Raw genomic sequence first — 21,425 nt, 5'->3', positions numbered from 1 at the left:
GCGTCCATGTTACTGGACAGTAGCTAGTCGGCGAAATTGTTCGCGCCGCGACGCGCGGATCATTTCCGTAACTATTCGAACCTCACTTTTTTGCGCCGTTAGCCCTGCAATAGGTCCGCATCATCGGCGGGTTAGGGTGCATCCATGCCTCGGATCGGGTTCCTGGCCGGTTTCGTCTCGACGATGCTGATGGCGGCCCTGATCGGGTGCGGATCGAAACCGGCGGCGCCCGGGACGCTGGTGGTGTTCGCCGCCGCCTCGCTGAAGCCCGCGTTCACCCAGATCGGAGCGCTGTTCAAGGCCCAGAACGCCGGCAGCAACGTCGACTTCGAATTCGCGGGATCGTCGGAACTGGCCACCCAGTTGACGCAGGGCGCCGCCGCCGATGTCTTCGCGTCGGCGGACACCGCGCAGATGGACACGGTCGCCAAGGCCGGCTTGGTCGCCGGCGACCCGACGAACTTCGCGTCGAACACGCTGGTGATCGTCACCGCGCCGGGCAACCCGAGGCAGGTCGGGTCGTTCGCCGATCTCGCGAGGCCGGGGGTGGCCGTGGTCGTCTGCCAGAAGCCGGTGCCCTGCGGGTCGGCGACCCGGCGCGTCGAGGACAGCACCGGCGTTCACCTCAACCCGGTGAGCGAGGAACCGAGCGTGACGGACGTTCTCAACAAGGTCACCACGGGGCAGGCGGACGCCGGGCTCGTCTATCTCACCGACGCCCACAGCGCCGGGAACAAGGTGACGACCGTCAGCTTCCCGGAGGCCGCCGGCGCGGTGAACGTCTATCCGATCGCGGTGATGAACAAGGCGCCGCAAGCGTCGCTGGCGAAGCGGTTCGTGGCCATGGTGACCGGTGACGTCGGCCAAAACATCCTGGCCCAGGCGGGGTTCGCCAAGCCCTGATCAGCGGGGCGGTCCGAAACCCGTTCGGGCCTGGTCGATTTGGTCATATGCGTAGGTCACCATCTCGGCGGTGGTCATCGTCTCACCCTTGCGGGCGAGCGATTCGTAGGTTTGGTCACCGAGGACCTCGCGAAGGTCGGCGATCATTTCTGCGAGTTCGGGCAAGGTCGTTGCTGCCATCGGGCTGACCGCCGCCAAACCGGCGATGGTGGCAGCCGGTTCGTAGTGTCCTAGCCGGTTGAGGAACACGGCGAGGACGGCGAGCGCGTTGTACATCATGCCGATGTTGCCCGACTCGTGGTTGTTGCGGATGGCCGAGGCGAGGTGATCCACCGCCGCCCCGGGGTCCCCTTGCTCGGCCATGAGTCCGGCGGCCCAGTACGGGAATTGGGTCTCGTAGAACCGGTTGCCGCTACCCCGCGCGACGAGCAGACTTCGGCGCAGCGCCGCGAGGGCGCGATCCGGATCGGTCGCACGGACCGCGTACCCATACACGAAGAGTGCGTAGGCGAGCACCCATGGATTCCCGGTGGCCTCGGCGGCATCGATGAGGCCCTCGCCCGTTGCCAACGCCTCGTCAGACGAACCGCAGACGGCCAGAGCGAACACCAGGTTTGCCCTGGCGAAAGTGTTGGCGTCCCCACCGCGCCCCACCTGGGCCCGGCATAGCTCGAGATACCGTTCGGGCTGCCCGACGAACAAATACGCGCTGCCGAGAAAGGCCTCCCCGAACGACGACACCTTGTCGCTGGCGGCGGCGATGACCGTCTCACCGATTTCGCTGTAGCGCACGGCCTCTTGGTACCGGCCGACCAGAACGGCCAGCGATGCCCCCACGCACACGGCTGCCAGCCGTGGGTGGTCGACGGCACGAAGGGGTTCGACCATTTCTTCGGCCCAGGCGATGGGTTCGTAGTTCTCGAGGAACGGACCAAGCAAGCCCGCGTATGCGGCGATGGCCGCACCCGCATCCAGGTCGCCGTGTTCGGTCGACCAGCGAAAGGCGGTGCGCAAGTTGGCCAACTCGACCGTGAGCCAGTCGTATGCCTCGCGCTGGCGCGGGCCGTCCCACAGCGCCATGACGTCGGCCTCGCGCCCGGCGAAATGGCGGGCATGCGCGGCGCGGATCTCTCCCGCAGCGCCGGAGGCGATGAGCTGTTCCTCGGCGAATTGGCGGATCGTCTCGAGCATCGAAAACCGGGTGCGCCCCGAAGACCGGTCGACGACCAGCAGCGACTTGCGCACCAAGGCATCGAGCAGGTCCAGAATCACGTACTCATCCTCGGCGCCCATTACGGCGCAGGCACTTTCGAGGTCGAATCCGCCCGCGAACACCGAACAGCGTGCCAGCACTGCCTTTTCGTCGTCGTCGAGAAGGTCGTAGGACCAGGCCACGGCGTGGCGCAGCGTGTGGTGGCGCTCCAGGCCGCGCCGCGCACCGACCAGCAGCCTGAAGCGGTGGTCGAGGCGGTCACGCACTTCACTGGCGGTCATTGACGCCATCCGCGACGCGGCCAGCTCGATGGCTAGGGGAATCCCGTCCAGCCGCTGACAGATCTCGGTGACGGCGGCGGCATCACGGCCGTCGACCATCGAGAAGCCCGCCGAAATGCCTTGGGCGCGTTCGGTAAACAGGGTAACCGCCGCGGAGTGGACGCCCGCCACGTCCAGGGAACGGACGGGCCGCACCTGCTCGTCGGGAATTCCCAGTCCTTCGCGGCTGGTGGCAAGGATCTTCACGGTGGCCGATCGGGCGAGAATGGCTTCGATCAGCTGGGCGGCGGCGTCGAGCACGTGCTCGCAGTTGTCGAGCACCAACAGCCTTACCCGGCCCTCCAATGCGGCAGCGACCGACTCGCCGACGGTCTGGCCCGGCTGCTGGGTGATGCCCAACACCGCCGCGACCGCGTCGGGAACCGCCGCCGGGTCGGTCACCGCGGCCAACTCGAAAAGCCAAGCCCCGTCCGGGAATTCATCAGCCACCCGCGTGGCCACCTCTAACGCGAGGCGGGTCTTGCCGACCCCACCCACTCCGGTCAGCGTCACCAACCGATGCGTCTTGACCGCCGCTTCGATGTCGGCAACGGCGGCCTCGCGGCCGATCAAGCTCGTGTGGGCGGGCCGCAGGTTGCCCGGACTCGTGTCCAGCGCCCGCAGCGGCGGAAAGTCGGCCCGCAGGCCGGCGGCTCGGACCTGAAACACGCCGACCGGCATGGGGACGTCCCGCAACCGACGGGGTCCCAGGTCGACCAGATCCACGCCGCTCAGCAAGCCTGCCGTCGACGCGGCCACCAGGATCTGACCGCCGTGCCCGGCGGCCATCACGCGCGCCGCACGATTGAGCACCGTGCCGAAGTAGTCGCCGTCGCGCAGCTCGGCCTCGCCGGTCGCCAGCCCCATCCGCACCGGCAACTCGAGTGAGCGCTGTGCGGCCACGGCGGCATCGACCGCCGCGCGCGGCGAGGCGAACGCCGCGCACACGCCGTCACCGGTGTGCTTGAACAACCAGCCCCCGTGCGCCTCGATCGCGGTGCGCAACGCGTCGTCATGGGCCGCGAGGGCCACCCGCATCCCGTCCGCGTCGGCCTCCCACCGACGCGTCGAGCCCTCGACGTCGGTGAACAGAAACGTCACCACCCCCGAAGGAGCGGCCGCCGGCCGAGCGGACACCCCAGCAGAATCTCACAACGCACCTGCTTCTACCTCGCACATCGGCGGAAACCTCGGCTCTCGGGCGCTAGGTTGGGGCGGTGTTCATCGCCCGATCATGGTTGGGGTCCAAGCATTAGCGAGCGTCGCGCCGATCTACCGCGGTGGGTGTACGTTCCCGCCGCCGCGGGGACCGGGTTCGTGGTGCTGCCGCTACTCGCCATCGCGATCAAGGTCGACTGGCCCAACTTCTGGTCACTGATCGCCAGCGCGTCGTCGCGAACCGCCCTGCTGCTCAGCCTCAAGACCGCCGCGGCCAGCACCGTGCTCTGCGTGCTGTTTGGCGTCCCGATGGCCCTGGTGCTGGCCCGCAGCACCGCGCGACCGGTGCGGCTGCTGCGACCATTTATCCTGCTGCCCTTGGTGTTGCCGCCGGTCGTCGGGGGGATCGCGCTGCTGTACGCGTTCGGCCGGCTCGGGCTGCTCGGCAAGTACCTCGAGGCCGCCGGTGTCAGCATCGCGTTCAGCACCACCGCGGTGGTGTTGGCGCAGACCTTCGTGTCGCTGCCGTTCCTGGTGATCTCCCTGGAGGGCGCCGCGCGCACCGCCGGCGCCGACTTCGAGGTGGTGGCGGCGACCCTGGGGGCGCGGCCCAGCACCGTCTGGTGGCGAATCACCCTGCCGCTGCTACTGCCGGGCCTGGCGTCGGGCGCGGTGCTGGCGTTCGCCCGCTCGCTGGGGGAGTTCGGCGCCACGCTGACGTTCGCCGGGTCCCGCCAAGGGGTCACCCGCACGCTGCCGCTGGAGATCTATTTGCAGCGGGTCACCGACGCCGACGCCGCGGTCGCGCTGTCGATCCTCTTGGTCGCGGTGGCGGCGCTGGTGGTGCTGGGGCTCGGCGCCCGCCGGCTGACCGGAGACGAAACGAGATAGCCGGGGCCATGAGCGAACTGCAGCTGCGCGCCGACGTCGCGGACCGCCGACTGGACGTGGAGTTCACCGTGTCGGCCGGCGAAGTCCTTGCGGTCCTGGGGCCCAACGGCGCGGGCAAATCCACCGCGCTGCATGTGATCGCCGGGCTGGTTCGCCCGGACCACGGGGTGGTGCGGCTGGGCGACCGGGTGCTGACCGACACCGCGGCCGGGGTCAACGTGGCAACCCATGACCGCCGCGTCGGCCTGCTCATGCAGGACCCGTTGTTGTTCCCGCACATGAGCGTCGCCGCCAACGTGGCCTTCGGGACGCGCAGCCGGGGCGGGGGGCTGCGAACACGACGAGCCGCAGGGAGGGCGGCGGCCCTGCGCTGGCTGCGCGAGGTGGACGCCGAGCGGTTCGCCGACCGCAAGGCGCGGCAGCTGTCCGGCGGGCAAGCCCAGCGCGTGGCGGTGGCGCGGGCGCTGGCCGCCGAGCCCGACGTGCTGCTGCTGGACGAGCCGCTGAACGGTCTTGACGTCGCGGCGGCCGCGAGCATTCGCGCGGTACTGAGGCGCGTGGTCGCCCGCACCGGCTGCGCGGTGGTCCTGATTACGCACGACCTGCTCGACGTGTTCACGCTGGCCGACCGGGTGCTGGTGCTCGAGTCCGGCAAGATCGCCGAGATCGGTCCCGTTTCCGACGTGCTCACCGCGCCGCGCAGTCACTTCGGGGCGCGGATCGCGGGCGTCAACCTGGTCAACGGGACGGCCGCCGCGGACGCCGCACTGGACGCGCGCTCCGGCGTGCGCTGGCATGCGGCGCCGGGGGGTGAGGGGCTCGCCGCGGGCCAGAATGCGATTGCGGTGTTCCCGCCCACGGCGGTGGCGATCTATCGGGACCGACCGCACGGCAGCCCGCGCAACACGGTCGAGGTGACGGTGGCGGAGCTGGACATCCGCGGGGCGGCGGTGCTGGTGCGCGGCGAGCAGCAACCCGACGGTGCGCCCGGCCTGGCCGCGGAGATCACGGTCGACGCCGCATCGGAGCTGCGGCTGGCGCCCGGGGAAAGGGTGTGGTTCTCGGTCAAAGCGCACGAGGTCGAGTTGTATCCGGCGGCGCACTGAGGGTGCAATCGGGCGCCCGGTCGCGCATCGGCAACATCGGAAAAACGACGCTGCAATTGTCCGCAAGGCTCCTTGCGTCACAGCGGTAACACGGTAGGTTCGTCGCCATGGAGCAGGTGGATCCCAACTCGACACGTCGCAAAGGCCTGTGGGCGACGCTGGCGATAGCCACAGTGACCAGTGCCAGCGCCGTCACGATCGCATTGCCGGGGGCCGCGAACGCCGATCCGGAGGTTCCGACTCCGGTCCCGCCGACGACAACGACGGCGCCTCCTGCAGCCGGCCCCGCGGCTCCCGCGACCACACCGCCGCCGGCCGCCCCGGCGCCCGGCGCGTCCCCGGCACCGGTCGACCCGAACGCACCGCCGCCGCCGCCCGTCGACCCGAACGCACCGCCGCCGCCCCCCGTCGACCCGAACGCCGGGCGGGTCGCCAACGCCGTGGGCGGTTTCAGCTACGTCCTTCCGCCCGGCTGGGTGGAATCGGACGCTTCCCACCTCGACTACGGCTCGGCGCTGTTGAGCAAGACGACGGGGCCGCCGCCGCTGCCCGACCAGCCGCCACCGGTCGCCAATGACACCCGCATCGTGATGGGCCGCCTGGACCAGAAGCTTTACGCCAGTGCGGAAGCCAACAACGCCAAGGCCGCCGTGCGGCTCGGCTCGGACATGGGTGAGTTCTTCCTGCCGTATCCGGGCACCCGGATCAACCAGGAAGCCACCACGCTCACCGGCGCCAACGGCATCACGGGCAGCGCGTCGTACTACGAGGTCAAGTTCAGCGACGCCTCCAAGCCCAACGGCCAGATCTGGACGGGCGTGGTCGGGCTGCCCGCGACGAACGCGGGCGGACCGCCGCAACGCTGGTTCGTGGTCTGGCTCGGCACGGCCAACGACCCGGTGGACAAGGGTGCGGCCAAGGCGCTGGCCGAGTCGATCCAGCCCTGGGCGGGCCCGCCCGCGCCGGCCGCTGGAGCCCCGGCGGCTCCGGGCGCACAGCCGGCACCGGCGGCACCTCCGCCCGGAGGCCAACCTGCGCCCGCCGCCCCGGCGGCCCCGGGAGCGCCATCGCCGGCTCCCGCTCCGGCTCCGGCCGGGGAGGTAAGCCCCACCCCGGCGCCGGCACCACAGCGGACGCAGTCCACCTGACACCCTGATCGGGGCGCCGGGATGATGGGCGAACCGTCGCCGAATCCGGACCTTTTTCGTTACGCGGAGCGGGTATACCGAAGTGACGGCCCAGCAATTCGCTGGGCTTTGCCAGCGAATGCAAGGAGACCCGCATGGACGTCATGGCAGCTACCGAATATCTGGCCCGCTCAACCACGTTCACGAGCGTCGGCATCATCGGATACATCATCATCGGCGGTCTGGCCGGCGCGCTCGCCAGCAAGATCATCCGGGGCAGCGGCGCCGGGATCCTGATGGACATCGTGATCGGAATCATCGGCGCGTTGATCGGCGGCTTCATTTTGAGCTTCTTCGTCAACACCGCGGGCGGGGGCCTGATCTTCACCTTCTTCACCGCGCTGCTAGGGTCGCTGATCCTGCTCTGGATCGTCGGGATGGTGCGCAGGACGTAGACCCCAGTCAACCCGTTGCGGCCGTGGCGGTTGGCGGCATGATTGACGGATGATTGCACCGCTGTCCACCGCGGCCATGCGCGCATGGCGGGTGCGTCAACCCGGCCCCATGGACACCGCCCCGCTCGAGCAAGTCGCCTCGGAGGTGCCGCGCCCCGGGCCGTCGGATTTGCTGGTCGCCGTCCGGGCCTGCGGCGTCTGCCGCACCGACCTGCACGTCACCGAGGGCGACCTGCCCGTGCATCGCGACCACGTGACGCCCGGCCACGAGGTGGTCGGGGAGGTCGTGGAAATGGGCGCGCAAGCGGGCGACGAGTTTCGAGTGGGAGACCGGGTCGGCATCGCCTGGCTACGGCACACCTGCGGGGTGTGCAAGTACTGCCGCCGCGGCGACGAGAACCTGTGCCCGCAGTCCCGCTACACCGGCTGGGACGCCGATGGTGGTTACGCCGAATTCGCCACGGTTCCCGCCGCTTTCGCGCATCCGCTGCCCGCCGGTTACAGCGACAGCGAGCTCGCGCCGCTGCTGTGCGCCGGCATCATCGGCTACCGCTCCCTGCTTCGTGCCGACCTGCCGCCAGGCGGACGGCTCGGGCTGTACGGCTTTGGCGGCAGTGCCCACATCACCGCGCAGGTCGCGTTGGCGCAGGGCGCCGAGGTGCACGTGATGACCCGCGGAGCCGAGGCGCGTGAGCTCGCCATGCAGCTCGGGGCGGCGTCGGCGCAGGGAGCGGCCGACCCGCCACCGGTGCCACTCGATGCGGCGATCCTGTTCGCGCCGGTCGGGGAGCTGGTGCTGCCCGCGCTGGAGGCCCTGGACCGCGGCGGCACCCTCGCGATCGCCGGCATCCACCTGTCCGACATCCCGGTCCTGAATTACCAGCGACACCTGTTTCAGGAGCGCCAGGTCCGCTCGGTCACGTCGAACACCCGGGCCGACGCGCGGGCGTTCCTCGACTTCGCGGGCGAGCATCACATCGAGGTGACCACACCGGAATACCCGCTGGACCAGGCGGATCGGGCGCTGGCCGACCTCAGCGCGGGCCGCATCGCCGGCGCGGCGGTGCTGCTGGTGTGAGCGCCCTCAGCTGGTCAGATGCCACACCAGGGCGGCGGCCAGCGCCCCAAGCCCGTTCAGCGACCAGTGCAACGCGATCGGCGCGATCAGGCTGCCACTGCGCCGGCGGAGCCAGCTGAAGACGAAGCCGGCCGCACCGGTGGCCAGCACCGCGCCGGTGACACCCGCCAGCATCCCCACGACGCCGCCGCCGAACAGCCGGGTGAAGCCGACGTTGCTGCTGGTCAGCCCCAGCGACGTCGCGACGTGCCACAGGCCGAACAGCAGCGAACCCGCCAACGCGACCCCGCGGAAGCCCCAGGCCCGGTGCAGCGCGCCGTGCAGCACGCCCCGAAATGCCAGCTCCTCCGGGATCACGGTTTGCAGCGGGATGATCACCATCGATGCGATCAGCGCGCCGGAGACCGTGGCGTAGCGGTGGTTGAGGAACATCGGCCGGGTCATCGGCAGCAGCACCCCGACAGCTATCACCGACGCCACGACCAGCACCGCGGCCACGGCATAGCCCAACCCCGACTTCCAGTGTTCGCGCCCCAGGCCCAAATCGGCCCACTCCAGACCGTTGGCGCGCATCAGGAACACCAGGCCGACGGCGGCGGCGGGAACGACGCAGATGCCGGCCCAGGGGGTGGTGAAGTGGGCGACCAGGTTGGTCAGCACCAGCACGAGCACGACGACGGCGATGTCGAGGTGGATCCGGACCCTGTGCAGCGCCGACAGCTGCGCGAGCACCGGGTGGGTGTCAGCGATGGCGGGCGCCTCGGGCATTTGGCCAGTTTACCGGTGAGCCGCGGCGGCGTGACTCCAACGAGATGGCCGTCACGGTTGTGGTCGGCGCCCGGGGCGCGACCGTGACGGCAATCTCGGCGCGCATGTACGTCTCGCTCCCATCACTCACTACGTTCGTTCTGCTCGCTCGCCTCCCAGGTCCAGTTGGCGATCTGCGGGTCGTCCTCGCCGTGCTCCCGGGTGTAGATGCGCGCCGCGAGCCGGGCGTCGACCATGCACTGGCGCAGCACCGCGGCCTTGCTGGCCAGCCCGTCCACCCGGTCGATGACGTCGATAACCAAGTGGAAGCGGTCCAGATCGTTGAGCATCACCATGTCGAACGGTGTCGTCGTGGTGCCCCGCTCCTTGAACCCACGCACGTGGATGCGCGGGTGGTTGGTGCGCCGGTAGGTGAGCCGGTGGATTAGCCACGGGTAGCCGTGGTAGGCGAAGATCACCGGCTTGTCGCGCGTGAACAGCGCGTCGAACTCCCGGTCCGGCAAGCCGTGCGGGTGCTCGGAATCCGGCTGCAGCCGCATCAGGTCGACGACGTTGACCACCCGGACCGCGAGCTCGGGCAGTTCGCGACGCAGGATGTCGGCCGCGGCCAGGGTTTCCAGCGTCGGGATGTCGCCGGCGCAGGCCAGCACGACGTCGGGTTCGGCGGTGGCGGTGCTCGCCCACGGCCAGATGCCCACGCCGCGCGCGCAGTGCGCGACGGCCTGGTCCATGTCCAGGTAGGCCAGCGCCGGCTGCTTGCCGGCGACGATGACGTTGATGTAGTCGCGGCTGCGCAGGCAGTGGTCGGCCACCGACAGCAGCGTGTTGCCGTCCGGCGGCAGGTACACCCGGGTCAGTTCGGCCCGCTTGTTGGCGACCAGGTCGATGAAGCCGGGGTCCTGGTGCGACGCGCCGTTGTGGTCCTGGCGCCAGACGTGCGAGGAGAGCAGGTAGTTCAGCGACGCGATCGGCCGCCGCCACGGCAGCTCCAGGCTGGTGGCAAGCCACTTCGCGTGCTGGTTCAGCATCGAGTCGACGATGTGGACGAACGCCTCGTAGCAGTTGAACAGGCCGTGCCGGCCGGTCAGCAGGTAGCCCTCCAGCCAGCCCTGGCACAGGTGCTCGGAGAGCACCTCCATCACGCGGCCGTCGGGCGCGAGGTGCTCGTCGTCGGGCCCGATTTCCGAGAGCCACACCTTGTCGGTCGACGCGTAGACGGCGTCCAACCGGTTCGACGCGGTCTCGTCGGGACCCATCAGCCGGAACCGGTCGGAGTTGCGGGCGATCACGTCCCGCAGGAAGGTGCCGAGCACCCGGGTCGCCTCGTGCGTCGTGGCGGCGGGCCGCGGCACCGCGACGGCGTAGTCGCGGAAGTCCGGCAGGTCGAGGTCGTGCAGCAACAGTCCGCCGTTGGCGTGCGGGTTGGCGCTCATCCGGCGGTCACCGCTGGGCGCCAGCGCGCGCAGCTCGGCGCGCAGCCTGCCGTCGTCGTCGAATAGCTCCCCTGGTCGGTAGCTGCGCAGCCACTCCTCGAGCTGGGCGCGGTGCTGAGGGTTGTCGTGCGTCTCGGCCAGCGGGACCTGGTGCGCTCGCCAGGTGCCCTCGACCTTCTTGCCGTCCACCACCTTCGGGCCCGTCCAGCCCTTGGGGGTGCGCAGCACGATCATCGGCCACACGGGCCGCTCGGTCCCGTTGCCGGCGCGGGCCGCGCGCTGGATGGCCGCGATGTCGTCGAAGGCGTCGTCGAGGGCGGCGGCCAGCTGCTGATGGACGTTCGCCGGATCGTCACCGGCGACCGTGATGGGCCGGTAGCCGTAGCCACGCAGCAGCGCCTCGAGTTCGTCGTGCGGGATGCGCGCCAGCACGGTCGGGTTGGCGATCTTGTAGCCGTTGAGAGCCAGGATGGGCAACACCGCGCCGTCGGTGACCGGGTTGAGGAACTTGTTGGAATGCCAGCTGGCCGCCAGCGGCCCGGTTTCGGCCTCGCCGTCCCCGACCACGCAGGCCACGACCAGATCCGGGTTGTCGAAGGCCGCGCCGTAGGCATGCACCAGCGCGTAGCCGAGTTCACCGCCCTCGTGGATGGAGCCGGGCGTCTGGGCGGCGACATGGCTGGGGATGCCGCCGGGAAAAGAGAACTGCCGGAAGAGCTTTCGCAGCCCTTCGGCGTCCTGCTCGATGCCGGTGTACACCTCGCTGTAGGTGCCCTCGAGGTAGGCGTTGGCGACCAGCGCCGGGCCGCCGTGGCCGGGCCCGGTGACGTAGATGATGCTGGCGTCGCGGTCGCGGATGATCCGGTTGAGGTGCGCGTAGATCAGGTTCAGGCCCGGGGTGGTGCCCCAGTGCCCCAGCAGCCGCGGTTTGACGTGCTCGGGCGAGAGCGGTTCGGTCAGCAGGGGATTGTCCAGCAGGTAGATCTGCCCGACGGACACGTAATTGGCGGCGCGCCAATACGCGTTGATCAGGTCGAGTTCGTCGTCGGCAAGGGGAGCGGTTGTCTGGGTTTCTAGGCTCACTCAGCCGATTGTCCGCGCTTGCGGTGAACGGCGCCCGACGCGGTCGCCATCGCCGACTACTCTTCGCCGCGGGCGCGCGACTCGTAGGCCCTGCGCTGCTCGGCGTCGACGTGGTCGGTGAAGACGTGCTCGCCGCCGAGCGCGCGGTTGAGCCCCTCGGACAGCGCGCGCGGCATGAACTTCTGCGAGGCGATCAGCGCGCCGGCCGTCTTGGTGACCCGCACACGCGGCCTGGGATGCGCCACCAGGTTGACGATCGCCTCGGCGATGTCGGCCGGCTCGGCGTTCTTGATGCCCTTGGCCCCCGACGTGCCGGCGATCAGCTCGGTGTTCACGAACGTCGGCATGACGACCGAGAATTTCACGCCCGTGCTGCGGCATTCGATCCGCGCGGCGTCGGTGAACCCGATCACCGCGTGCTTGCTTGCGCAGTAGGTGGCCGCCCCGGCGATGTAGGTCTCGCCGGCGAGCGAGGCGATGTTGATGACGTGGCCGGATCCGCGGGGCACCATGCGCTGGGCTGCCAGTTTGCTGCCCAGGATCACGCCGTAGACGTTGATGTCGAGGACGCGCCGGGTGACGGCGTCCGGCTCGTCCACGATCCGGCCGAGCGGCATGATGCCGGCGTTGTTGACCAGCACGTCGACCGGGCCGAGCTGGCGCTCGACCTCGTCCAGGAAATCGGAGAACGAGTGCGGGTCGGTGACGTCGAGTTTGCCGTACACGTCCAGGCCGAGCGCGGCGCCGGATTCCTTCACCCGGACCTCGTCGACGTCGCCGATCGCCACCTTGGCACCCAGATTGTGCAACGCGGTGGCGGTGGCCAGCCCGATGCCCCGGGCGCCGCCGGTGATGACGATGACCTTGCCGCGAACCTTCAACCCGACCGATGCCGTGTCTGCCATTTCCCTACCCTCCGAATTCTTGACGGGTGTCAACAGGCGACCCGGTAAGCACAGCACTCGGCGTCGGGCTGCGCAACAACCGTGGATACTGCACCGGTGATCGAGGTGCGCGCGGCGGTCCCCGCCGATGCCGACGAGGTGGCCCGCCTGCACGTGCGGTCGTGGCGGTCGGCGTACCGCGGTCTCGTCGCCGACGAGTACCTGGACAGTCTGACCCCGGAGGCGGTGGTCGATCGGTACGCCTTCGGCCGCGTGGGGTTGCGAATGCCCTCCACCTTGGTCGCCGTCGACGGCCCCGCGATTCGCGGCTTCGCCACCGCGGGCCTGTGTCGCGACGCGGCGTTGCCGAACTTCGGTGAGCTGATGGCTCTTTACGTCGACCCGGCGCACGCGGGTGCGGGGGTGGGCACCCTGTTGCTGGGGGCGGCCCGGTACCGGCTGCGGGCGATCGGCGTGACCGGGGCCGTGTTATGGGTGCTGGACGCCAACGCCCGCGCCCGCCGGTTCTACCAACGAGGCGGCTGGCGGCTCGATGGGGCTTGCCGCACAGAGCATTTCGGTGATGAACCGGCGCGACTGGTGCGTTATCGACTCGAGCCGGTGTAGCGGCGCATCACCAACCCGTCGAGCCCGGAACCCCTTTGAACGGCCCGGTCACCCAGCTGGTGATCCAGCCGCCGTAGAAACCGCCTGGTTGGGGCAGGACGACCTCTCCATTGACCGTGCAGCGGTCGACGTTGGCGGCCATCACCGCGACCGCCCCGGCGATAGCTTCGAATCCCGGCGCCGGACTCAAATAACTCCACGCGGATTTCGGGGCCACGACCCCGCCGGCGAGCAGGTCGTAATAGGTTGCCCTGCCTTTCCATTCACACCACGAGCTCCCGGACGCCCGGCGCAGCGCGCCGTCGGCGAAAGCCTCGCGCGGGAGGTAATAGGTCGGTGGATGACTCGTCTCGAGCACCCGCCAGGCCCGCCGGGTGGAAGCGACGACTTCCCCACCCAACTCGACGGTGATGGGACCGGTGAACGGCTCGACTCTGGGCGGGCGTGGGTAGTCCCACACCGACTCCTGGCCGGGTGCGGAACGTCCGGATTCAAAACGGCTCATGTGGGTTGCCTCGACTCGTCGGTCACTTCGTACCTCCGGCCAGGCTACGACCAATCTAGGGCCAGTATTCGTTCATCGGCTGGGCGAATTTGTCGTTGTTGGTGAGGCGGGGAAGCTGGAGGGAATCTTCGATGGTGCGCAGCAGGCTGTAGTGGTTGTTGTGGCTGGTGGACACCAAATGACCTTGGCGCATACCCGAATTCGGGGACGGGATGACGATCATCGGGATGTGGTTGCCTTCGTTGCCGTTGGTCAGCGACAGGTTGTTGTAATCCTCGTCCCACGTGATGAAGATGGCGCTGCGTTGCGTCTGGAAGGCGGGCGAATTAACGATCGTCGGCAGTACCTGCTGCAGAAACTGGTCGCCGGCCTTGATGTTGTACTGATGCGATGTCAGCTGGCTGCCCACGAAGCGCAGGTTGACCGGTCCTTCCATGTTGTTGTTTTCGTCGGCGGCGAACCACACGAAGTTCGGGGTGGTGTTGGCCGAGGCGAGATCCGTGGCCAGCCGCGTCAACGGCAGCACATGCGCCTCACACCGCGGGGTGTTGGACACGATGTCGTGGAACGCGAGGAACGGTAGTTCCCCCGGGGTGTATGGGCCGCTCGACGTCTTGGCGCACGGGGTGGGCATGGACTGCTCATAGCTGGCCCACGTCTTGTTGTTCGCCTCGACGGAGTCGGCCAGGTTGGGCGCGTCGAAGCAGTTCAGTTCGCAGTTGTAGTTGGCGCCGAAGTCGGATCCGCCGAGGATCGGGTAGTAATTGGGCAGGCTCGGGTGCGTCAGGGCGAAGTAGTTGGCCCCGTAGCCGTACGAGCTGATGAGGCTGTTGATGTACGGCGCATTGGGGCTGCCCACAACGTCTTTCACGCCATGGTTTTCCATGTACACCAGGAACACGTGGTCCAGTGGCTTGACGGTCGAGTTGGGCGGCGTGGGCAGCGGCGGGGCGGGCAGCGGGGCGCCGACGGTGAACGAGAGGTTGTCGGCATACGAGTGGTTGTACGCGCCGCCCGCCCAGTGGGTGTCCTTGAAGAGGACGGTCACCCGCGCGCTGCGCGTGCCGGCCGGGATTGTCCCGGTGGTGCTGCGCTCGAACAGCTCATTCTGGAATTCCCGCTGGAACACGGAGACCGGCCCGATTTTCCCTGTGCCCAGCGGTAATTGGCTGGCGGCCAGGAAATCCACGGTGGCCGACGCCTCGGACAGCTCCAGCCTGTTGCCGCCGAGCCAGCCGCTGAACGTGTAGGGCACGGTGCCGGTGTCGATGGCCGCCGCGGCACCGCTGAGGTCGACGACCTGGGTGATGGTGGACGACGCCACGTTCCCGCCGCCGAAGTACTGGGCGCCGCCGTCGGGAGGCCCGTGCTGGGCGGACGGAAACGCCAGGAACTTCGGCATGGTCGGCCCGGGCGACCCGAGCGGCGAGGGCAGGCGGACCAGGGTGTTGTATTTGATGACCGTCGGCGTTCCCGTCACGGTCCAGCCGGGCATGGTCACCCCGCTGTATCCCGACAATGACGGGTCACCGAGTTCGGCGCCCGGGTTGACCAACAGGTTCGGACTCATCGGGACCAGGGCGCCCACCTTGGGCGCCGTCAACGTCGAAAGCGCAAGCAGGGCGGTCCCGGCGGCAGCGCCGGCCACACGACCAAGGCGACAGAACATTCAGGCTTCACCTCTGTGATTGGGACGCCGCGCATTTGCTCCGTCGATGGTGAGCTACGCCACGCCGCCCGCCTATGTTCTTGCGCGAATCGATACGCAGCGGTTGCCGTTTGGTGACCGAGTCGGTGAAGCCTTGTCACCGAAATCGTGTACGGCGTTCAGCTGATGGCGAGCCACACCAGGCTGGCGCCGCCGGCCAGCGCGCAGTAAACGGCGAACGGCGTCAGGGTTCGGGTCTGGAAGTACCGCGTCAGGAACCGCACGGCGAGGTAAGCGCACACGAAAGAGGCGATGCTCCCGGCGAGCACCTGGCCGCCGATCCCGGCCGCGCGGGGCCCGAACAGTTCCGGGATCTTGTACACGCCGGCGGCCAGGATGATGGGCGTCGCCAACAAGAAGGAGAACCGCGCGGCGTCCTCGTGTGACAAGCCGCGCCACAGGCCGGCCACCATGGTGATGCCCGAGCGGCTGATGCCGGGGAGCAGGGCCAGGATTTGCGCGGCGCCGATCAGGACGCCGCGGCGCAGGGGGAGTTGGGCCAGGCGGTTGTCGACGGCCTCGCCGCTGTGCGCGGGCTCTTCCCCGGCGGTTTGGTCGTGGTCGGGCGTGGGGGAGACGCGCCGGCGCAGCACCTCGCCCGCGTAGAGGGCGATGCCGTTGAGCAAAAGGAAGATCGCCGCGGGGACGGGCTTGCCGAGCGTGGTGCGGAACGTCCGCTCCAGCGCCAGCCCCGCCAGCCCGACCGGGATCGTGGCGCCCACGATCAGCCAGGCGAGCCGCTCGTCTGCGGTCTGGATGCGTCGATACCGCAACGACGACGTGAATCCGGCCACGATGCGGAGCCAGTCCCGCCAGAAGAAGACCAGCAACGCGGCCGCGGTGGCCACGTGCAGGCCGACGATGAATGCGAGGTAGGGCGATTCGGGGGCGGAGACGCTCAGGTCCCGGGCCCATCGACCGCCGACCACCGCCGGCACCAACACGGCGTGCCCGAGGCTGGAGACCGGGAACAGCTCGGTGACGCCCTGGAACGCCCCAACCACCACGGCCTCGATGTAGGTCAGGTGCGCGCTCATAGTGGATGCCTCCGTCGGATCGTTTCGCCCATGGCCTCGCCGATCGGCCTGTGACGATAGCCGACGGCGGGTTGGCCCACCCAATCAGCTTGCCCAGTTGGCCTTTTGGGGGGACAACACGGGGCCGGGCCGGATCAGGCACCTGCGGGTACGGTGTGCTGATGTCCGAGGGGTTGCTCGACGCCGTGCGCGTCCTCGACTTGTCGAGCGGCAATGGTGACGCGGTGACGCGCCTGTTCGCCGACCTGGGCGCCGATGTGCTCAAGGTCGAACCGCCGACCGGAAGCCCGGCGCGCGATGCGCCGCCGACGCTCGCCGGTGCGAGCATTCCGTTCGCCGTGCACAACGCCAACAAGCGCAGCGTGGTGCTGGACCCGTTCGACGAGGACGACTGCGGTGTCTTCCTCGACCTCGCCGCGCAGGCCGACATCGTCGTGGACGACGGCTTCTACGGGGAGGCCCCCACATTCGGGACGTCGGTCGAGGAGCTGGCCGCCCAGCATCCGCATCTGGTGGTGCTGTCGATCACCGACTTCGGGACGACGGGCCCGCGGTCGTTGTGGCGGGCCACCGATCCGGTGCTGTACGCGATGTCCGGTTCGCTGTCGCGATCCGGTCCCACCACCGGGACCCCGGTGTTGCCGCCCGACGGAATCGCGTCGTCCACCGCCGCCGTCCAGGCGGCGTGGGCAACTCTGGTTGCCTACTACAACCGATTGCGTTGCGGCACCGGTGAATTCATCGATTTTTCGCGGTTCGACGCCGTCGTCATGTCGCTCGATCCGGCGTTCGGCGCGCACGGCCAGGTCGCCGCCGGCATCCGCCGCACGGGACAGTGGCGGGGCCGCCCGAAGAACCAGGACGCCTACCCGATCTACCCGTGCCAGGACGGGTACGTCCGGCTGTGCGTAATGGCGCCGCGCCAGTGGCGGGGCTTGCGGCGCTGGCTGGGTGAGCCGGCCGATTTCCAAGACCCGAAGTACGACGTGATCGGCGCGCGCTTCGCCGCGTGGCCGCAGATCAGCGAGTTGGTCCAGGCGCTGTTCGCCGGACAGACCATGAAGGAGCTGGTGACCGAGGGGCAGGCCCACGGCGTGCCGATCGCCGCCGTGCTGACGCCGTCGTGGGTGATGGATTCCGAGCATTTCCAGGCGGTGGATGCGGTCACTGATGCGGAGCTGGTCCCGGGGGTGCGCACCCGCGTGCCGACCGGCTACTTCCTCGTCGACGGCCACCACGCGGGTTTCCGCAGTCCGGCCCCGGCGGCGGGGCAGGACGGGCCGGGCTGGCGCGGAAACCCCGCGGTGGTGCAGTCACCGTCGGGCCGCATCGGCGACTATCCGTTTGCCGGCGTGCGCATCCTGGATCTCGGCATCATCGTGGCGGGTGGAGAGCTGAGCCGCCTGTTCGGCGACCTGGGCGCCGAGGTCATCAAGATTGAAAGCCCCGAATACCCGGACGGGCTGCGGCAGGCCCGCGCCGGCGACGCCATGAGCGAGTCGTTCGCCTGGACGCACCGCAATCACCTGGCGATGGGCCTGGATCTGCGCAGTCCCGCCGGCAAGGAGATCTTCACCCGGCTCGTCGCGGAATCCGACGCCGTCTTCGCCAACTTCAAGCCGGGAACGCTTACCGCGCTTGGCTTTTCCTACGACAACCTGCGCGCGGTGAATCCGCGCATCGTGCTCGCCGAGAGCAGCGCATACGGCGATCGGGGTCCGTGGAGCACGCGCATGGGCTACGGCCCCCTGGTTCGCGCGGCCACCGGCGTGACCCGGCTGTGGACGGGCGACGCTCCGGAGGCGCACGACAGTGGCGCCCGGCACCACTTCTACGACGCGACCACGATCTTCCCGGACCACGTGGTGGGACGGATCACCGCGATCGCGGCGCTGGCCGCGCTGATCCACCGCCATCGCTCGGGCGGCGGGTCGCACGTGCACATCTCGCAGGCCGAAGCCGTCGTCAATCAACTCGACACCCTGTACGTCACCCAGGCCGCGCTGGCCGCGGGCGTGCCGCGAATCTCCGATGACACCAGCTTGCACGCCGTCTATCCGTGCGCCGGGGACGACGAATGGTGCGTGATCTCGATCGGCTCCGATGAGGAATGGCGTTGCGCCGCAGGCGTTTTCCATCACCCCGAATGGGCCGACGATCCGCGCTTCGCCACCGGCGAGGCGCGGCTGGCGAACCGGCGCGAGTTGGTCGGTTTGGTGTCGGCGTGGACCCGGACGCGCACGCCGGTGCGCGCAGCCCAACTACTGCAGTCCTCGGGGGTCGCGGCCGGACCGATGAACCGGCCGCCCGACGTGCTGGAGGACCCGCAGCTGGTCGAGCGAAAACTGTATGCCGAGATGCTGCATCCCCTCGTCGAACGCCCGCTGCCCGCGGAGACGGGCCCGGCGCCGTTCCACCACATCCCGCCGGCCCCGCAGCGCCCGGCCCCCGTGCCGGGCCAGGACACCGTCGACGTCTGCCGACGGGTGCTCGGCATGAGCCCTCCGGAGATCGACCGGCTCGCCGCCGAGGGCGTGCTGTTCGGGCCGCCGTGACGCGCGGCGAACGCGCCCCGCGCGACCCGCCGGATCGATAGCCACGCTAAGTTCGACCCATGACCGTCGACCCCAGGACACCGGTGCTGATCGGCTACGGCCAGGTCAACCACCGCGACGAGATCGACCCGGACAAGCGGTCCGTGGAGCCGATGGACCTGATGGCGGCCGCGGCCCGGCAGGCCGCCGATTCGCGGGTGATCGAGGCCGTGGATTCCATCCGCGTGGTGAACATCCTCTCGGCGCAGTACCGGGACCCTGGGCTGCTGCTCGGACAGCGGATCGGCGCGAGCGACTTCACCACCCTCTACAGCCCCGTCGGCGGCAACGTGCCGCAGTCCCTGGTCAACCAGGCATGCCTGGACATCCAGCGGGGCCGTGCCCAGGTGGTGCTGCTCGCCGGCGCCGAGACCTGGCGCACCCGCCGGGGGCTGCGGGCCCAAGGCGGCAAGCTCGAGTGGACGATCCAGGACGACTCGGTGCCGATGGCCGAGGTCAGCGGCGACGACGTCCCGATGGCCGGCGACGCGGAGATCAGGATCCGGCTGGACCGTCCGGCCTATGTCTACCCACTGTTCGAGCAGGCGCTGCGGATCGCCAACGGCGAGCCCGTCGAGCGGCACCGCAGGCGCATCGGCGAGCTGTGGGCCCGCTTCAACGCCGTCGCGGTCGACAATCCACACGCGTGGATCCGCAAGCCGGTGACCGCCGAGGAGATCTGTGAGCCCGGCCCGCAGAACAGGATGATCAGCTGGCCCTACACCAAGCTGATGAACTCCAACAACATGGTCGATCAGGGCGCCGCGCTCGTCTTGACCTCGGTGGAGCAGGCCCGGCGACTGCAGGTCCCCGCGGACCGCTGGATCTACCCGCACGCGGGCACCGACGCGCACGACACCTCGGCCATCGCCGAGCGCGACGAGCTGCATCGTTCTCCGGCCATCCGGATCGCCGGCGGCCGCGCGCTGGAGCTGGCGGGCCTGGGCATCGACGACATCGACTATGTCGACCTGTACTCCTGCTTTCCCTCGGCCGTCCAGGTCGCGGCGGCCGAACTCGGGCTTGCCGTCGACGACCCCGCCCGCCCGCTCACGGTCACCGGGGGGCTGACGTTTGCCGGCGGCCCGTGGAGCAACTACGTGATGCACTCCATCGCCACCATGGCGGAGTTGCTGGTGGCCAACCCCGGGCGACGCGGACTGATCACCGCCAACGGCGGCTACCTGACCAAGCACAGCTTCGGCGTGTACGGCACCGAGCCGCCCACCGAATTCCGTTGGGAAGACGCGCAACCGGCGGTCGACCGCGAGCCGACTTGTGCCGGCCTGGTGGAATGGGAAGGCGTCGGCAAGGTGGAGGCGTGGACGACGCCGTTCGACCGCGAGGGACGACCGGAGAAGGCCTTCCTGGCCGTGCGCACGCCCGACGGCTCGCGGACCCTGGCGGTGATTACCGATAGTGCCGCGGCGCAGGCCACGGTGCGGGAAGACATCGGCGGCGCCAAGGTTTCCGTCGCCGCAGACGGCAGCGCCGCGCTGCAATAACCGCCCTCGCCGGGTCTACTGGCGTTTGCTCAGTAACGGTCGCGTAGGTCATGCCGGCTGCCTATTGTTTAGTTTTGAGGTCGGGGGAGGTGAGCCCAGGTGCAGATCCTGGTTACCGACGCCACCGGCGCACTCGGGCGGCTGGTTGCACGGCAGCTGATCGCTGCCGGGCACACGGTCAGCGGCATTGCCGAGCGCCCGCATCCCTGCCTGGATCCCAGCGTCGAATTCGTTTGCGCATCGCTGAGCGACCCCGTCCTGCGTGAGCTCGCCGACGACGCCGACGCGGTGGTTCACCTGGCCCCGGTCGATACGACCGCGCCCGGCAGCTCCGATCTCGAGGGCCTCGCGCACGTGACCGACGTCGCCGCCCGCGCAGGCGCCCGGCTGCTGTTCGTGTCCCAGGCCGCGGGCCGGCCCGAGCTGTACCGGCCGGCCGAGGACCTGGTCGCCACCAGTTGGGGCCCCAGCCTGGTGGTCCGGATCGCCCCGCCGGTCGGCCGCCAGCTCGACTGGATGGTGTGCCGCACCGTGGCCACGCTCCTGCGCACCAAAGTCTCGGCGGAGCCGATGCGGGTGTTGCACGTCGAGGACCTGGTTCGCTTTCTGGTGGCGTCGCTGAACACCGACCGCACGGGTGTGGTGGACCTCGCCTCGCCCGACACCGTCAACGTCGTCACCGCGTGGCGCTTGCTGCGGTCCGCCGACCCGCGATCGCGGTTGAACCGGGTGCGCAGCTGGCCGCAGCTCATCCCGGACATGGACATCGCCGGGGTGCAAGAGGATTGGTCGTTCGAGTTCGGCTGGCAGGCGCTCGAAGCGGTCGCCGACACCGCCCGCGGCCTCGTCGGCCGCCAGATCGCCGCCGCGGGCGCCACCGGGCACGGTCGCCAGTTGGCCCTTCCGGTCGAGGTGGTCCCGCGCCCCGGCCCCTCTGGCGACGAGCGCAGCGCGGCGCCCGAGGGCGTCGAGGGCGAATTCGACGACCGGATCGACCCCCGCTTCCCGATCTTCAGTGCGGGCAACCTCG

The 21,425-nt window shown here is 69.5% G+C and carries 17 protein-coding genes; 10 read left to right on the top strand and 7 right to left on the bottom strand.

Annotated features, from left to right (window positions below; translation table 11 throughout):
* Positions 1–144 precede the first annotated feature (144 nt).
* Positions 145–903: a molybdate ABC transporter substrate-binding protein gene (gene modA / locus A9X03_RS22650; protein ID WP_068263070.1), complete on the top strand. Its 759-nt coding sequence runs from the start codon at positions 145–147 to the stop codon at positions 901–903.
* Here modA and A9X03_RS22645 read toward each other — a convergent pair whose 3' ends face one another.
* Positions 904–3,573: an adenylate/guanylate cyclase domain-containing protein gene (locus A9X03_RS22645; RefSeq protein ID WP_231975440.1), complete on the bottom strand. Its 2,670-nt coding sequence runs from the start codon at positions 3,571–3,573 to the stop codon at positions 904–906.
* A 114-nt stretch (positions 3,574–3,687) separates the two neighbouring features.
* Here A9X03_RS22645 and A9X03_RS22640 point away from each other — a divergent pair, with 114 nt between their 5' ends.
* From A9X03_RS22640 to A9X03_RS22620, 5 genes are all read left to right on the top strand, one after another.
* On the top strand, positions 3,688–4,485 hold the full coding sequence (locus tag A9X03_RS22640; protein WP_197499222.1) for an ABC transporter permease: 798 nt from the start codon (positions 3,688–3,690) through the stop codon (positions 4,483–4,485).
* Positions 4,486–4,493: 8 nt separating this feature from the next.
* The gene (locus A9X03_RS22635; RefSeq protein ID WP_067760752.1) at positions 4,494–5,591 is read left to right on the top strand and encodes a sulfate/molybdate ABC transporter ATP-binding protein; all 1,098 of its coding nucleotides are present in this window, start codon (positions 4,494–4,496) and stop codon (positions 5,589–5,591) included.
* Between the two features lie 107 nt (positions 5,592–5,698).
* Positions 5,699–6,739, top strand: a complete 1,041-nt coding sequence (locus A9X03_RS22630; protein ID WP_067760754.1) for an alanine and proline-rich secreted protein Apa — start codon at positions 5,699–5,701, stop codon at positions 6,737–6,739.
* A gap of 134 nt (positions 6,740–6,873) precedes the next feature.
* Complete coding sequence (locus tag A9X03_RS22625) at positions 6,874–7,173, top strand: GlsB/YeaQ/YmgE family stress response membrane protein (RefSeq protein ID WP_067760758.1); 300 nt, start codon at positions 6,874–6,876, stop codon at positions 7,171–7,173.
* A 49-nt stretch (positions 7,174–7,222) separates the two neighbouring features.
* On the top strand, positions 7,223–8,251 hold the full coding sequence (locus tag A9X03_RS22620) for a zinc-binding alcohol dehydrogenase family protein (RefSeq protein WP_067760760.1): 1,029 nt from the start codon (positions 7,223–7,225) through the stop codon (positions 8,249–8,251).
* A gap of 6 nt (positions 8,252–8,257) precedes the next feature.
* Here A9X03_RS22620 and A9X03_RS22615 read toward each other — a convergent pair whose 3' ends face one another.
* The 3 genes from A9X03_RS22615 to A9X03_RS22605 form a co-directional block, all read right to left on the bottom strand.
* A complete protein-coding gene (locus tag A9X03_RS22615) occupies positions 8,258–9,019 on the bottom strand; it encodes a CPBP family intramembrane glutamic endopeptidase (RefSeq protein WP_067760762.1) in 762 nt (253 codons plus the stop codon).
* A 122-nt stretch (positions 9,020–9,141) separates the two neighbouring features.
* Entirely contained in the window at positions 9,142–11,535 is a 2,394-nt protein-coding gene (locus tag A9X03_RS22610; protein ID WP_068263067.1) for a phosphoketolase, read from the bottom strand.
* A 56-nt stretch (positions 11,536–11,591) separates the two neighbouring features.
* Entirely contained in the window at positions 11,592–12,440 is an 849-nt protein-coding gene (locus A9X03_RS22605; RefSeq protein ID WP_068263061.1) for an SDR family oxidoreductase, read from the bottom strand.
* A gap of 96 nt (positions 12,441–12,536) precedes the next feature.
* Between A9X03_RS22605 and A9X03_RS22600 the strand changes: the two genes are divergently transcribed.
* Positions 12,537–13,046, top strand: coding sequence for a GNAT family N-acetyltransferase (locus A9X03_RS22600; protein WP_067778389.1), 510 nt, complete (start codon positions 12,537–12,539; stop codon positions 13,044–13,046).
* A 7-nt stretch (positions 13,047–13,053) separates the two neighbouring features.
* Here A9X03_RS22600 and A9X03_RS22595 read toward each other — a convergent pair whose 3' ends face one another.
* From A9X03_RS22595 to A9X03_RS22585, 3 genes are all read right to left on the bottom strand, one after another.
* Complete coding sequence (locus A9X03_RS22595; RefSeq protein WP_067760771.1) at positions 13,054–13,551, bottom strand: DUF427 domain-containing protein; 498 nt, start codon at positions 13,549–13,551, stop codon at positions 13,054–13,056.
* A gap of 55 nt (positions 13,552–13,606) precedes the next feature.
* Positions 13,607–15,199: an alkaline phosphatase family protein gene (locus A9X03_RS22590; RefSeq protein WP_231975439.1), complete on the bottom strand. Its 1,593-nt coding sequence runs from the start codon at positions 15,197–15,199 to the stop codon at positions 13,607–13,609.
* A gap of 179 nt (positions 15,200–15,378) precedes the next feature.
* Entirely contained in the window at positions 15,379–16,296 is a 918-nt protein-coding gene (locus tag A9X03_RS22585) for an undecaprenyl-diphosphate phosphatase (RefSeq protein ID WP_067889921.1), read from the bottom strand.
* Positions 16,297–16,457: 161 nt separating this feature from the next.
* Between A9X03_RS22585 and A9X03_RS22580 the strand changes: the two genes are divergently transcribed.
* The 3 genes from A9X03_RS22580 to A9X03_RS22570 form a co-directional block, all read left to right on the top strand.
* Positions 16,458–18,851: a CaiB/BaiF CoA transferase family protein gene (locus tag A9X03_RS22580; protein WP_369831407.1), complete on the top strand. Its 2,394-nt coding sequence runs from the start codon at positions 16,458–16,460 to the stop codon at positions 18,849–18,851.
* 59 nt (positions 18,852–18,910) lie between these two features.
* Entirely contained in the window at positions 18,911–20,395 is a 1,485-nt protein-coding gene (locus A9X03_RS22575) for an acetyl-CoA acetyltransferase (RefSeq protein WP_068263053.1), read from the top strand.
* A gap of 99 nt (positions 20,396–20,494) precedes the next feature.
* Positions 20,495–21,425 (top strand): NAD-dependent epimerase/dehydratase family protein (locus A9X03_RS22570; RefSeq protein ID WP_156746638.1); only part of this gene is annotated, 931 nt, incomplete at its 3' end.

This window comes from Mycobacterium sp. E1715, assembly GCF_001667625.1.
GTDB lineage: Bacteria > Actinomycetota > Actinomycetes > Mycobacteriales > Mycobacteriaceae > Mycobacterium.
The sequence above is the reverse complement of the archived record's forward strand: the minus strand, read 5'-3'. Positions and strand labels throughout refer to the sequence as shown.

What these genes read in the sequence shown, in the direction of transcription:
- modA (WP_068263070.1), top strand. Translation starts at nt 145, where the DNA reads ATGCCTCGGATCGGGTTCCTGGCCGGTTTCGTCTCGACGATGCTGATG.
- A9X03_RS22635 (WP_067760752.1), top strand. Translation starts at nt 4,494, where the DNA reads ATGAGCGAACTGCAGCTGCGCGCCGACGTCGCGGACCGCCGACTGGAC.
- A9X03_RS22630 (WP_067760754.1), top strand. Translation starts at nt 5,699, where the DNA reads ATGGAGCAGGTGGATCCCAACTCGACACGTCGCAAAGGCCTGTGGGCG.
- A9X03_RS22625 (WP_067760758.1), top strand. Translation starts at nt 6,874, where the DNA reads ATGGACGTCATGGCAGCTACCGAATATCTGGCCCGCTCAACCACGTTC.
- A9X03_RS22620 (WP_067760760.1), top strand. Translation starts at nt 7,223, where the DNA reads ATGATTGCACCGCTGTCCACCGCGGCCATGCGCGCATGGCGGGTGCGT.
- A9X03_RS22615 (WP_067760762.1), bottom strand. Translation starts at nt 9,019, where the DNA reads ATGCCCGAGGCGCCCGCCATCGCTGACACCCACCCGGTGCTCGCGCAG.
- A9X03_RS22605 (WP_068263061.1), bottom strand. Translation starts at nt 12,440, where the DNA reads ATGGCAGACACGGCATCGGTCGGGTTGAAGGTTCGCGGCAAGGTCATC.
- A9X03_RS22595 (WP_067760771.1), bottom strand. Translation starts at nt 13,551, where the DNA reads ATGAGCCGTTTTGAATCCGGACGTTCCGCACCCGGCCAGGAGTCGGTG.
- A9X03_RS22585 (WP_067889921.1), bottom strand. Translation starts at nt 16,296, where the DNA reads ATGAGCGCGCACCTGACCTACATCGAGGCCGTGGTGGTTGGGGCGTTC.
- A9X03_RS22580 (WP_369831407.1), top strand. Translation starts at nt 16,458, where the DNA reads ATGTCCGAGGGGTTGCTCGACGCCGTGCGCGTCCTCGACTTGTCGAGC.
- A9X03_RS22575 (WP_068263053.1), top strand. Translation starts at nt 18,911, where the DNA reads ATGACCGTCGACCCCAGGACACCGGTGCTGATCGGCTACGGCCAGGTC.